Here is a 12,966-nt window from a genome sequence, read left to right as displayed (position 1 = left end):
ATATCCGCTCGCACCATAGCAGCGGGGACAGGGCAGGGGGTTGCAAAGATTACGGTGCATTGGCGTGGGTGTGCAATCCAGATGCGCGATCGTTAAATTTGGCGCACCTCCCTTGCAAGGGAGGTGCTACCCGATCATTTCGGTTCGACGTGGCCGCCAAAGCCATAGCGCATGGCCGACAAGACTTTGTCGCCAAAGGTGGTTTCCATGCGGCTGCGATAGCGGGCAAACAGCGCGGCCGAGAGCACGTAGGCCGGCACCGCTTCTTCCATCGCGGCTTCGACCGTCCAGCGGCCTTCGCCCGAATCCGCCACGTTGCCCGAGAACTGGTCGAGCGCATGGTCGCGCGCGAGGGCGTCTGCCGTCAGATCGAGCAGCCAGGAGGCAACCACGCTGCCACGGCGCCAGGTTTCGGCAATGTCGGGCAGGTTGAGATCAAAGCGTTCGTCTTCGGGCAGTTTGTCCGATGCCTTGGCCTTGAGGATATCGAACCCTTCGGCAAAGGCGGCCATCATGCCGTATTCGATGCCGTTGTGGACCATCTTGACGAAATGGCCCGCGCCAGCCGGCCCGGCGTGGAGATAGCCCTTTTCCGGGCGGGGATCGGCATCGTCGCCACGGCCTGCCGTGCGCTCGATCGTACCCATGCCCGGGGCCAGCGATTCCAGGATCGGGTCGATCGCGGCCACGGCCTCGGCCGGGCCACCGACCATCATGCTGAAGCCGCGGTCAAAGCCCCAGACGCCGCCCGACGTACCCACGTCGACATATGCGATGCCCTTGTCGGCCAAGACCTTGGCGCGGCGGATATCGTCCTTGTAGAACGAATTGCCGCCGTCGATCAGGATGTCGCCAGGGGCGGCAAGATCGGCCAGTTGGGCGATGGTGATTTCGGTGATCTCGCCAGCGGGCAGCATGACCCAGAACACCTTCTGGCCCTCGAACTTCGTGGCGGCATCCTCTAGCGAGGTAGCGGCAATCGCGCCGTGCTCGGCCAAGGCCGCGACAGCCTCCTTGGCCACGTCGAAGGCAACGATTTCATGGCCGGCGCGCATCAGGCGGCGGGCAATCCCGGCGCCCATGCGGCCCAGGCCGATGATGGCAACACGCATGCAAGCAATCTCCTGTCGAACTTTTCAATCCGGCCGCGAGCCAGCGCCGGTTCCTGGACGGCTCAGCGGCTTTTCGCGATGGCCTCGTGCGCTAGCTTGACGACGTTGTCACGCGTGAAGCCGAACTTTTCCTGAAGTTTGGCAAGCGGGGCAGAAGCGCCAAAGGTGGACATGGTGACCATCGCCCCATCCATGCCGACATAGCGATCCCACCCCAGCGAGCCGGCTTGTTCCACCACCACGCGGGCGCGCACCGCACGCGGAAGCACGCTTTCGCGCCAGGCGGCATCCTGTTTTTCAAAGCGATACCAGCTGGGCATGGATACCACGCGGGCCCGCACGCCCTGTTCGCACAGGGCACGCCAGGCCTCTACCACCAGCGGCAGTTCGGAGCCGGTGCCGATCAGGATGACCTCGGGATCGGCATCGCCGGCGCCGGGGCAATCGGCCAGGACATAGGCGCCGCGCGCCACGCCGTCGGCACTGGCCATCTCGCTGCGGTCGAGCGTGGGAATGGCTTGGCGTGAGAGAATCAGTGCGGTGGGGGTGTGCGTGCTTTCCAGTGCCAGGCGCCAGGCCACGGCCACTTCATTGGCATCACCGGGGCGGATGGTGTCGAGGCCGGGAATGGCGCGCAGCGTTGCCAGGTGCTCGATCGGCTGGTGCGTCGGGCCATCCTCTCCCACGCCGATGGAATCGTGCGTGAAGACAAACACCGTGGGCACTTCCATGATCGCGGCAAGACGAATGGGCGCACGCATATAGTCGGCAAAGACCAGGAACGTGGCGGTGTAGGGCCGCAGGTATGACAGCGCCATGCCGTTGGCGATCGCGCCCATGGCATGTTCGCGCACGCCGAAATGCAGGTTGCGGCCCGCGCGATCGTCTGGAGAGAACGAGGGCGCGCCGGTGATCTCGGTCTTGGTGGAGGGAGAGAGATCCGCCGCGCCGCCGATCAGCGCGGGCAGGTGCGGCGCCAGGGCATTGAGCACTTTGCCCCCCGCCTCGCGCGAGGCCATGCCCTTGGCATCGGCAGGGAAGCTGGGCAGCGTATCCTGCCAGCCTTCGGGCAGGCGTCCGCCGCGCAGCAGGTCCAGCTCCTTGGCCAGGGCGGGATAGACCGCGCGATAGCGTTCGACCATCGCCTCCCACGCCTCGCGCAAAGGGCGGCCACGCGCGTCGATGGCGCCGGAAAACGCTTCCTTCACGCCATCGGGCACGTAGAATGTCTTGTCCTGGGGCCAGCCATAAGCGGCCTTGGTCGCGCGCACGCCGTCTTCGCCCAGCGGTTCGCCATGGGCCTTAGCGCTGCCGGCGCGGGGGCTGCCCCAACCGATGACCGAGCGGACGATGATCAGCGTGGGTCGGTCGGTGGTGTCGCGAAAGCGCGCGAAAGCGGCAAGCAGGGCGGGCAGATCGTTGGCATCATCAACATGCAGAACCTGCCAGCCATAGGCGGCAAAGCGGGCGCCCACATCCTCGGTAAAGGCGATCTGCGTCGACCCTTCGATCGAGATGGTGTTGCTGTCATAGATCCAGCACAGGTTTGAGAGGCGCAGATGCCCGGCGAGCGATGCGGCCTCGCCCGAAATCCCCTCCATCATGTCGCCATCGCCGCACAGGGCATAGACATCGTGATCGAACAGCGGGAAACCGTCGCGGTTGAAATGCGCGGCCAGGCTCTGTTCGGCCATCGCCATGCCAACAGAATTGGCCACGCCCTGGCCCAGCGGGCCGGTGGTGGTCTCAACCCCGGTGGTCATGCGGTATTCGGGGTGGCCAGGGGTCTTGCTGTCCAGCTGGCGGAACTGCTCGATATCGGCCAGGCTGACGGCAGGCTTGCCGGTCTTGGCGCCATGGGTGTCGATCTCTTCCACGCCGGCCAGATGCAGCACGGCATAGAGCAGCATCGAGGCGTGGCCAACCGACAGCACGAAGCGATCGCGGTTGGGCCAATCGGGGCAGGCCGGATCGGTGCGCAGCACATCGCGCCACAGGGCATAGGCCACCGGTGCCAGCGCCATTGGCGTGCCGGGATGGCCCGAATTGGCCTTTTGCACGGCGTCCATCGCCAGGGTGCGGATCGTGTCGATCGCGAGGCGATCGTCGTGCGACTGCACGTCGGCCGCCGGGGGGTGAAAGGTTGGGGCGCTGTCTGTCATCAAGGGATATCCGGATAGGGCGGCCTGCGGCGCGCGGGGTATGAGGCAAGCAACGACCAAGGGCGTGCCCGGTTTCGCGGGCGTGGTGGGCCAACTGCGTTTTTTGCCTTTTTGTGCAGGAGCCTGTGCCGCGCTGCGGCGTTTGTTGCGGCATGGCGCTTGCCGACAAGAAGGATGCCGTGATGCCCCCTGCCGATCGACCCAACGACAGCCTGAGCGATGAAGATGCCTTGCGCGCGCGGGTTGATGCGGCGGTGCTGCCGCCGCCGATCGTCGGGTTCTGGCAGCGCGCGCATGTGCAGCTCAAGCCCGATGCCACGCGCACCGTGCTGCGCCCGTTTGATCTGGCCTATCCCGAAGGCTTTGGCAAAGAGCCGGGCGACCGCGTGCGCGCCATCGTCGATCGCGTTGCCGGGCTTGACGATGATGCGGTGACCCAGGCGCTGGCCTATATGAAGGAACTGCTCGACGCCCGGCATCGCGATGTCCTTGCCACGCTGGAGCGGCGGGTGAGCGAGATCACCGCCATCGCCCCGCAGACCGCGCAACTGGGCATCGGCCAGCGCCTGCTGGTGGGGGGCATGTTCCTGCAGGAATATGCGTTCGAGGCGGCAGCCCTGTTCAACCCCACGATCGTGCCGGCGCCTGATCAAAGCGATGCGCCGCCGGGCGGCATGCGCTTTATCTGCGCGCTGCGTGGCATTGGGGAGGGGCACGTATCCTCGATCACCTTTCGCTCTGGCTGCTGGGATGGCGCTGCCGGGGTAACGATCGACCCGCCCGCGCCACTCGCCGCCTCGCCACGCATCGATGCGCAGGACGAGGATGGCACCGCACTGCGCCTGCATTTCGATAGCGCGCAAGACGTGTCGGAAGCCGTGCTCTTTCCGATGACGGCGGCGCAGGCGCGCGGGCTGGAAGACTTGCGCCTGGTGCAGTTCAGGCAGGATGATGGCACGGCCTGCTATCACGGCACGTTTACCGCGTTTGACGGGGTGACCGGGCGCACGCAGATGCTCTCGACCAGCGATTTTCGCCGGTTCGACATCCGCACCTTGACCGGGCGCGTGGCGGTGAACAAGGGCATGGCGCTGTTCCCGCGAAAGGTGGGCGGGCGCTATGCTATGATCGGGCGGCAGGACAACGAGAACATCTGGCTGATGCGATCAGACAGCTTGTGGCACTGGGACGAGGCGGAGCGGATTGTCTGCCCGCGCCATGTCTGGGAATTCGTGCAGATGGGCAATTGTGGCCCGCCGATCGAGATCGACGAGGGCTGGCTGCTGATGACCCATGGTGTGGGGCCGGTGCGCAACTACACCATCGGCGCGGTGCTGCTCGATCGTGATGACCCATCGCGTGTGCTGGGCCGGGCGCGCCTACCACTGCTGCGCCCCGGCCCGGAACAGCGCGACGGCTATGTGCCCAACGTGGTCTATAGCTGTGGCAGCCTGGTGCTCGGCCGCCGCCTGCTGGTGCCCTATGGCATTGCCGACAACTTCGCGAGCTTTGTCAGTTGCGATCTCGATCCACTGCTGGCGGAGATGGATTGACCTATATCGTATTGCGATATAACTGCCGGCGCCGAGGAGAACGCCATGGCAGATCACACATCATCCCGCGAATGGGCCGCGCCGCGCTGGCGAAAGGCCGATCACAGCGCCGATATGCGCATGGTGGTGCTGGCGGCGATGGCCATGGTGGTGGGGACGGGCGGCGCGCTGGGTGCCTGGGCGCTGATGCGGCTGATCGCCATTGCCACCAACCTGTTCTGGTTTGGCCGGCTGTCCACGGCGCCGGTCGTTCCCGGTGACGCGCATCTGGGTGTGTTGATCGTGGCAGTGCCGGTGGTGGGCAGCCTGATCGTGGGCGTGATGGCGCGCTATGGCTCTGACAAGATCAGGGGCCACGGCATTCCCGAGGCGATCGAGACGATCCTCTATGGCGAAAGCCGGCTCTCGCTCAAGGTCGCGTTGCTCAAGCCCTTGTCATCGGCCATCTCGATCGGCAGCGGCGGCCCGTTTGGCGCCGAGGGGCCGATCATCATGACCGGCGGGGCGATCGGTTCGCTGTTTGCGCAGTGTTTTCATCTCAGCGCGGCCGAGCGCAAGACACTGCTGGTGGCGGGCGCCGCAGCCGGGATGACCGCGATCTTTGCCACTCCGCTCGCTGCCGTGCTGCTGGCGGTGGAAGTGCTGCTGTTCGAATGGAAGCCACGCAGCTTCGTGCCGGTGGTGATGGCCGCGCTGGTGGCCCATGCCTGGCGGCCGCTGCTGCTGGGCGCGGGGCCGATGTTTGCCCTGGCGGCTGGCGTGGCCCCGGTACCGGGCGTGGTGGGCCTGGCCGGTGCCCTGGCGCTGGGCGTGGTTGTCGGGCTGGAAGCGGCGGCGCTGTCGTGGCTGCTTTATCGCGTGGAAGACCTGTTCCACCGCCTGCCGCTGCACTGGATGTGGTGGCCGGCGCTTGGCGCGGTGGCCGTGGGCCTGGGTGGCCTCGCCGATGCGCGCGTGCTGGGTGCGGGCTATGGCACGATCCAGGCGCTGCTGGATGGCGCCCTGCCGGTGCGGGTGGTGCTAACGCTGCTGTTGCTCAAAGCCACGGTGTGGCTGGTGGCGCTGGGTTCGGGCACATCGGGCGGCGTTCTGGCGCCGCTGCTGATCCTGGGCGGCGCGGCCGGGTTCCTCGCGGGGCAGGTGCTGCCCGGCGGAGCGGCGGCCTGGGCGCTGCTGGGCATGGCTGCGATCATGAGCGGGGCGATGCGTGCGCCCTTGACCGGCGCGCTGTTTGCCGCAGAATTAACCGGGCGGTTTGACCTGCTGCCCGCCGCGCTGCTGGCCGCAGGGGCTGCCTATGGCGCCAGTGTGTTGATCATGCGGCGCTCCATCCTGACGGAAAAGATCGCGCGCCGTGGCCGGCATATCCTGCAGGAATACACCGTCGATCCGCTCGATCTGGTTCAGGCCGGGCAGATCATGGCCCAAGGCGTCGATACCCTGCCCGGCACGATGACGATCGCGCAGGCGACGCAATTCCTGTCGGGCCCGGCGCGCTATCGCAGCTATCCGGTGGTCGATGCTGGCGGGGTGCTGCTCGGCATGGTGTCGCGCGCCGATGCGCTGCGCTGGCAGGGTGACGTGGCCCTGGCCGAGGTGCGCCTGGCCGATGCCGTGTCTGACGCCGGGCAGATGGTGGTGCATGCCGATACGCCGGCGGGGGCCGTCGCTGACCTCATCCTGGAAAGCGGCGAGGGCCGCCTGCCGGTGGTGGAACCGGGCAGCGGCCGCGTAATCGGGCTTGTCACGCGGCACGATCTGCTCAAGGCACGGCACCGCGCGCAGCAGGCCGAAACCGCCCGCAGCCGCTTTGCCGCCATGCCTGCCTGAAGAGACGCGCCGCCGATGACCGAGCCTGATCCTGTACCAGCGCCGCTGGGCAATGAAGACTATGCCGCGCTGGCCGATTTCCGCTTTGCCCTGCGCCAGTTCCACGCCTTCAGCGAGGCGCACGCCCAGGCCGCCGGGCTAACTCCGCAACAGCACCAGGCGCTGCTGGCCATTCGCGCCGGGCAGGCAGGCACGGTAACCGTGGGCCATGTGGCCGAGCGGCTGATCCTCAAGCCCCACAGCGCCACGGGCCTGATCGATCGCCTGGTCGCGCTGGGCCTGGTAGAGCGGCGGCCGGCTCCAAACGATCGCCGCCAGGCGCTGCTGGCATTGACGCCGCAGGCCGATGCGGCGCTGGCGGCGCTTTCGGCGGTGCACCGTGAAGAGATCAGGCGCTTGCGCCCCATGCTGACGGCGCTGTTGGCGCGCGTTGACCGCATCGGCGGCGCGGCGCAGGAGGGATAAGGGACAATGCACGGGGGAGACTACGGGGCGTGAGCATAAGCGCGCGTTGGCATGGCGCCTTTGGCTGGGCGGGGGTGCAGCCGCGCCCGGCGGCCTGGCGCCTGGTTCATGCCTTTATCGGTGCCGTGTTCGGCATTTTCATCACGGGCTTTGTCATGCATCGCTGGGCAGCCGGGCAGGCCGTCTCGGTGCCGCTGCTGGTGGCGCCGATGGGTGCCTCGGCCGTGCTGCTGTTCGGCGTGCCGGCCAGCCCGCTGGCGCAGCCCTGGGCGATCATCGGCGGCAACACGGTTTCGGCGCTGTGCGGCATATTCTGGGCGCGGTCGCTGGGCGATCCGACCCTTGCCGCTGGTCTGGCGGTGGCCAGCGCCATCGTGATGATGAGCCTGCTGCGCTGCCTGCATCCGCCCGGCGGCGCGGTGGCGCTGACGGCGGTGATCGGTGGCCCGGCGATCGCGGCGGCAGGCTGGCATTTCGCGCTGATGCCAGTGGCCATCAACTGCCTGCTGCTGGTGGCGGCCGGCTGGCTCTATAACCTCGGCACCAGGGGCAATTATCCCCACCATGTTCGCGCCGTGGCAGACCCCGCCACTGCGCCGGCCGCCGGCTATACCATGGCGGACGTGGAAGCGGTGCTGGCGCAATACGATGAACTGCTCGACGTCAGCAGCGAAGACCTCGACGCGCTGTTCCGCCAGGTGGAGGGGCGCGCCTATCGCCGCCTGCACGGGGTGATCCGCTGCGAACAGATCATGCGGGCTGACGCCACCACGATCGCCCCCGACGCGCTGTTGGATGTGGCGGCGCGCACGCTGGCTGCCCATCGCGAAAGCCTGCCGGTGGTGCGGGCCGACGGCCATGTTGCCGGCCTGTTGCGCGCCGATCAACTGGCTGTGGCCGCCGCCAGCGCTGGGCAGGATGCAACGGTTGCGTCTGTGATGGACGCAGCCCCGTGCCTGGCCAGCCCGGATCGCGCGATCGATGAACTGCTGCCGATCCTGTCGGCAGGCTTGCACCGCGAAGCCGTGGTGGTGGACGGGCAAGGCCGCTTCCTCGGCCTGATTGCCCAAACCGACCTGCTTGCCGCCCTGTGGCGCGGGCACATCGCCGAGGAAATCACGCGGCATGCGGGATGAGACGTTGCAGCTATGATCCAAAAGGTTCAAGCGGACCCCGGATCAAGTCCGGGGTGACGGTAAGTTCATAGATTATCTACATTTCCTCGTCACCCCGGACTTGATCCGGCGGCCCGCTGTTTTGTCGGCGCATCCCGTCAGGCGAACCCCTACCGCGCGGCGGCCTGGCGCAGCCACGCGTTGACTCGCGCCACGTCGGCGGGAAGGGGGCGGGACAGTGGCTCTACCAGATGGTAGCCACGCGGGCTTGATAGTGGCCGCTCGGTCAGGCGCACCAGGCTGCCGGCGCGCACCAGGTCGTCGATCAGCGGGGACCAGCCCAGTGCCACGCCCTGGCCAAGCATCACGGCCTGCAGCACGATCTGATAGTTGTTGAACGCCAGTTCCTGCTTGGTGGCGGGCGGTGGCACGCCCATGCCGGCAAACCAGTCTGCCCAGTCGAACCAGCGGGTTGGCCCCGCGCCGCGCAGATGCAGCAGGCGCATGCCGGCCAGCTCTGCCGGGGGGAGCGGGGTCGTGCGCGTGCCCAGATAACTCGGCGCGCAGACCGGGAAGACCTCTTCGGCAAACAGGCGATGGGCGCGGCAGCCGGGCCATTGGCCATTGCCGAACAGCACGGCAAGGTCGAACTCCGTGCCCAGCGCGTCGCTGGTCCCCTGCCAGGTGATCAGGCGGATTTCCACCTCGGGCATCAGGTCGCTCAATTCGCCGATGCGCGGCATCAGCCACCATGCGGCAAAGCCGAAATCGGTGAGGATCGTGACAGTGCGGGCGCCCTTGTGCCGCCGCGCGCTGGCCACGCCGCTGGCCAGGGACTGCAGCCCTTCTTCCACGCGGAGCAGCAGCCGCTCTCCCGCCTGCGTCAGTTCCACGCCGCGGTGGTGCCGGGCAAACAGCGTCACGCCCAGTTCTGCCTCAAGATGGCCGATATGCTGGCTGATCGCGGCCTGGGTCATCGCCAGTTCGCGTGCCGCGCCCGAAAAGGTGCCGCGCCGGGCCGCAGCCTCGAACACCAGAAGGCCGCGCAGAGGCAGGCGTGCATAGGTTCCAGGCGCAAGCTCCACTTATGCCCCCTTAAGCAGACAACGGCTTCACCGCTGCTCTGCCTTGGTTCTAGCTTATGCCTTGCGATTTGCCAGAAGGGATTGATGGGGATGACCGAGGTGCCGAATTTTCTCTTTCTCATGGCCGACCAGATGATGGCCGATGCCTTGCCGTTCATGGGGCAATGGCCGGTCCATGCGCCACGGCTGGCGGCGCTGGCAGAACGTGGCGTGGTCTTTGCCAATGCCTATTGCCCCAGCCCGCTGTGTGCGCCCTCGCGCTTTTCGCTGATGGCCAGCCAGTTGCCCTCGCGCATCGGTGCCTATGACAATGCCGCCGAATTTGCCGCCGATACGCCCACCATGGCGCATTATCTGCGCGCTGGCGGGTGGCACACGATCCTGGCGGGCAAGATGCATTTCGTTGGCCCAGATCAGTTGCACGGGTTTGAAGAGCGGCTGACCACAGACATCTATCCCGCCGATTTCGGCTGGACGCCCGACTGGTCGCGCCCCGATGATCGGCCAACCTGGTATCACTCGATGGATTCGGTCGTCACCGCCGGGCCGACGGTGCGCACCAACCAGATCGATTTCGACGAAGAAGTGGTTTTCACCGCGCGGCGCAAGCTGTTCGACATTGCGCGTGATCCGGCGAAGCGGCCGTTTTTCCTGGTCGCCTCGCTCACCCATCCGCACGATCCCTTTGCCATCCAGCGCCGCTATTGGGATCTCTATGACGGCGTCGAAATCCCCATGCCGCGCATCGGGCGCGGCGACGTGGTTGATGATCCCCATGCGCAGCGGCTGCGCCATGTGTGCGGCACCGACCTGATGCCGGTGACCGAGGAACAAGTGCGGGCCGCGCGGCGCGCCTATTTCGGCGCGATCAGCTTTGTCGACGAACAGTTCGGCTTGATTCTCGATACGCTGGAAGAAACCGGCCTGGCTGAAAACACCGTGGTGGTGGTGAGCGGCGATCACGGCGAGATGCTGGGCGAGCGTGGGCTGTGGTACAAGATGAACTTCTTCGAAAACGCCGCGCGGGTGCCGCTGCTGGTCCATGCCCCGGCCCGCTTTGCCGCGCGGCGGGTAGAGGCGGCGGTATCCACCCTCGATATCCTGCCCACGCTGCTCGATCTGGCGGGATTGCCGCCCGCCGACGCGGCCCCGATCGACGGGCACAGCCTGGTGCCGCATCTGCGCGGCGAAGACGGGCATGACCTGGCGCTGGGCGAATACCTGGGCGAAGGGGCGATCGCGCCAGTGGTGATGATCCGGCGCGGCGACTGGAAGTTCGTGCATTGCCCCGCCGATCCTGACCAGCTTTACAACCTGGCCGACGATCCTGACGAGACCTGCAACCTGGCAGCAGAGCCGGCCCAGGCCGAGCGCGTGGCCGCGCTGCGCGCCGAAGTGGCCGAGCGCTGGAACCTGCCGCTGATCGAAACGCAGGTGCTGGCCAGCCAGAAACGCCGCCATCTGGTGGCGCTGGCCAATGCGGCCGGGGCCTTGACCCATTGGGACCACCAGGTGCCGCGCGATGCCTCGCGCGAGTATATCCGCGCGCATATGGATCTGGAGTTGCTGGAAGCGGTTGCGCGCTTCCCGCGCGTGCGCTTCGATTGATCGCCTGGCAGGCCAGCGCATCGCGCACATACGGGGGGAGGCGGCAATGGGGGTAGCGATGGCAGGATCGGCCGATGCGGCCCCTGGCACTGTGGCGGCGGGATCTGGGGGCCCGCGCCCGGCGCTCTCGCTCGCGGCGATCGGTGCGGGCACGGCCGCGGCGCATATCGGCAACAATTTCACCACCTTCCTGGTGGGCGGGTTAATCGATGCCTATGGCTTTACCGCCGGGGCGATGGGCCTGTTCGCGATGCTGGAAACGCTGGCCTATGGCGCGGCGATGCTGGGCGTGGCGCGCTGGGGCAGCCGGCTGGCGCCGCGCTGGCTGGCGTTGGGCAGCACTGTGCTGGTGGTGGCGGCCCAGGCGCTTTCCGGGCTTGGCGGGGTCTTGCCGCTGCTGCTGGCCGGGCGGCTGGCCACCGGCTTTGGTTTTGGCGTGATGAACGGGGCGGTCAACCTTGCCGCCGGGCGCACCGCGCATCCGGCGCGGGCCATTTCGGTGGGGATCGCCTGCCAGACCGTGCTGTTTGCCCTGGTCAACATTGCCTTGCCGCAAGTGGCGGCGCGCCATGGCCTGATGGCGATGTTTGGCGCGCTGGCTGGTTTGTCCTTGCTGCTCGGCCTGGGCACGCTGGCGCTGCCGGCCACGGCCTTGCCCAAGCCTGCCGGCGCGAGGGCGCAGCGGCCTATCAGCCCGGCGGGATGGCGCCTGTTGCTGGCCATGGGCCTGTTTGCCGGGGGCAGCCTGTCGATCTGGCCGTTCATGGAACGCGCTGCCCACGCCATTGGCCTGCCCGCCACGACGTTTGGCTGGTTTCAATCGCTGGCCACGATCACCAGCGCCCTGGGCAATGCCGCGCTGGCCGTGGCGATCACCCGCCTGCCGCGCCGCGCGCTATTGGGCGGTGGGCTGATTGCCTGTGCGCTGTCGTGTGCGCTGCTGACCACGGCGGGCATTGCCTGGGTCTTTGCCGTGGCGCTGGTGGTGTTCAATGCCAGCTGGTTCATCGCCTATCCGATGCTGCTGGGCCTGGCCTATGACCAGGAACCCGATGGCCGGCTGGCGGTGATGATGACGGCCACCTGGCTGCTGGCGCAATCGGTCGGCGCGCTGGGGGCGGGCCTGCTGGCCGATGCCACGGGATCGTTTGCCGGGGTTGGGCTGGTGGGGTTTGCCGGTTGCGCGCTGGCGCTGGGCCTGGCCATGCCGCTGGCGCGCGCCCGGCCGCACTGTCCCTGAGATGGTCTGCGCCCTTGACAGTGTGGCTGGGGCGCTCTCTGTGCTGGGGGAATGACCGCCGCTGCCGATCCTTCGCCGCCCGCCCTGCCGATGCACGAGCGCATCCGCCAGGAAATCGAGGGCCGCATCCTGGCCGGTGACCTGCGCCCGGGCGAACGCATCCCCTCGGAACTGGAACTGATGGCGCACTATGGCTGCGCGCGGATGACGGTGAACAAGGCGCTGTCACGTCTGGCGGAAAGCGGGTTGCTCGATCGGCGCAAGCGTGCCGGCACATTCGTGGCGCGGCCGCGCACGGTTTCCATGGTGCTGGATATTCCCGATCTGGCGCAGGAAGTGCAGGGGCGCGGGCAGGCCTATGGCTTTCGCCTGCTGTCGCGCAGCCTGGGCGATACCGCCAGCGATGCGGAAGCGGCGGCCGAACTCGGCCCGGTCGGCCCGATCCTGCGGCTGTCGGGCCTGCACCTTGCCGATGGCGCGCCGCTGGCCTTGGAAGAGCGCGTGATCAACCTGGCGCTGGTGCCCGGCATGGCCGAGGTGGATTTCACCACCGATCCCCCTGGCGGCTGGCTGCTGCGGCACATTCCCTGGACGGAAGCGGAAAACCGCATCGGCGCGGTTTCCGCCAGCCGCGACCAGGCACGCGCCCTGGGCGTTGCTGCGGGCGCGGCCTGCCTGGTGGTGGCGCGGCACACCTGGCGCGGGGCCGATAGCGTCACGTTCGTGCGCCAGACATTCGTGGCGGGCGCCTATGAACTCGTGGCGCGGTTCGGCCCGACGCGATAGGCCGTCATCT

General features: G+C 67.5%; 10 protein-coding genes. 7 read left to right on the top strand and 3 right to left on the bottom strand.

Annotated features, from left to right (window positions below; genetic code table 11):
* Nucleotides 1–134: 134 nt before the first annotated feature.
* Nucleotides 135–1,112 (bottom strand): phosphogluconate dehydrogenase (NAD(+)-dependent, decarboxylating), encoded by a 978-nt coding sequence (gnd, locus tag C8K14_RS10115; protein WP_107716572.1) that lies wholly within the window; start codon nucleotides 1,110–1,112, stop codon nucleotides 135–137.
* Between the two features lie 62 nt (nucleotides 1,113–1,174).
* The gene (gene tkt, locus C8K14_RS10110; RefSeq protein ID WP_107716571.1) at nucleotides 1,175–3,274 is read right to left on the bottom strand and encodes a transketolase; all 2,100 of its coding nucleotides are present in this window, start codon (nucleotides 3,272–3,274) and stop codon (nucleotides 1,175–1,177) included.
* A 152-nt stretch (nucleotides 3,275–3,426) separates the two neighbouring features.
* Between tkt and C8K14_RS10105 the strand changes: the two genes are divergently transcribed.
* Genes C8K14_RS10105 through C8K14_RS10090 form a run of 4 tightly spaced genes read left to right on the top strand, consistent with a single transcriptional unit; the run spans nucleotide 3,427 to nucleotide 8,258 of the window.
* On the top strand, nucleotides 3,427–4,827 hold the full coding sequence (locus C8K14_RS10105) for a glycoside hydrolase family 130 protein (protein ID WP_233251013.1): 1,401 nt from the start codon (nucleotides 3,427–3,429) through the stop codon (nucleotides 4,825–4,827).
* A gap of 45 nt (nucleotides 4,828–4,872) precedes the next feature.
* Nucleotides 4,873–6,657: a chloride channel protein gene (locus C8K14_RS10100; protein WP_233251012.1), complete on the top strand. Its 1,785-nt coding sequence runs from the start codon at nucleotides 4,873–4,875 to the stop codon at nucleotides 6,655–6,657.
* 15 nt (nucleotides 6,658–6,672) lie between these two features.
* Nucleotides 6,673–7,122: a MarR family winged helix-turn-helix transcriptional regulator gene (locus tag C8K14_RS10095; RefSeq protein ID WP_107716570.1), complete on the top strand. Its 450-nt coding sequence runs from the start codon at nucleotides 6,673–6,675 to the stop codon at nucleotides 7,120–7,122.
* Nucleotides 7,123–7,151: 29 nt separating this feature from the next.
* Complete coding sequence (locus tag C8K14_RS10090) at nucleotides 7,152–8,258, top strand: HPP family protein (protein ID WP_233251011.1); 1,107 nt, start codon at nucleotides 7,152–7,154, stop codon at nucleotides 8,256–8,258.
* 149 nt (nucleotides 8,259–8,407) lie between these two features.
* Here the strand turns inward: C8K14_RS10090 and C8K14_RS10085 are convergent, their stop codons facing one another.
* Complete coding sequence (locus C8K14_RS10085; protein WP_107716569.1) at nucleotides 8,408–9,322, bottom strand: LysR substrate-binding domain-containing protein; 915 nt, start codon at nucleotides 9,320–9,322, stop codon at nucleotides 8,408–8,410.
* Between the two features lie 90 nt (nucleotides 9,323–9,412).
* Between C8K14_RS10085 and betC the strand changes: the two genes are divergently transcribed.
* Genes betC through hutC form a run of 3 tightly spaced genes read left to right on the top strand, consistent with a single transcriptional unit; the run spans nucleotide 9,413 to nucleotide 12,956 of the window.
* On the top strand, nucleotides 9,413–10,930 hold the full coding sequence (betC, locus tag C8K14_RS10080) for a choline-sulfatase (protein WP_107716568.1): 1,518 nt from the start codon (nucleotides 9,413–9,415) through the stop codon (nucleotides 10,928–10,930).
* Between the two features lie 46 nt (nucleotides 10,931–10,976).
* The gene (locus tag C8K14_RS10075) at nucleotides 10,977–12,170 is read left to right on the top strand and encodes an MFS transporter (protein WP_133726789.1); all 1,194 of its coding nucleotides are present in this window, start codon (nucleotides 10,977–10,979) and stop codon (nucleotides 12,168–12,170) included.
* Between the two features lie 51 nt (nucleotides 12,171–12,221).
* Nucleotides 12,222–12,956, top strand: a complete 735-nt coding sequence (gene hutC / locus C8K14_RS10070; protein ID WP_022677598.1) for a histidine utilization repressor — start codon at nucleotides 12,222–12,224, stop codon at nucleotides 12,954–12,956.
* Nucleotides 12,957–12,966: the final 10 nt, after the last annotated feature.

This window comes from Novosphingobium sp. GV079, from assembly GCF_003058045.1.
Classification (GTDB): Bacteria; Pseudomonadota; Alphaproteobacteria; order Sphingomonadales; family Sphingomonadaceae; genus Novosphingobium; species Novosphingobium capsulatum.
Note: the sequence above shows the minus strand (reverse complement) of the source record. Positions and strands in the feature narration are given on the sequence as shown.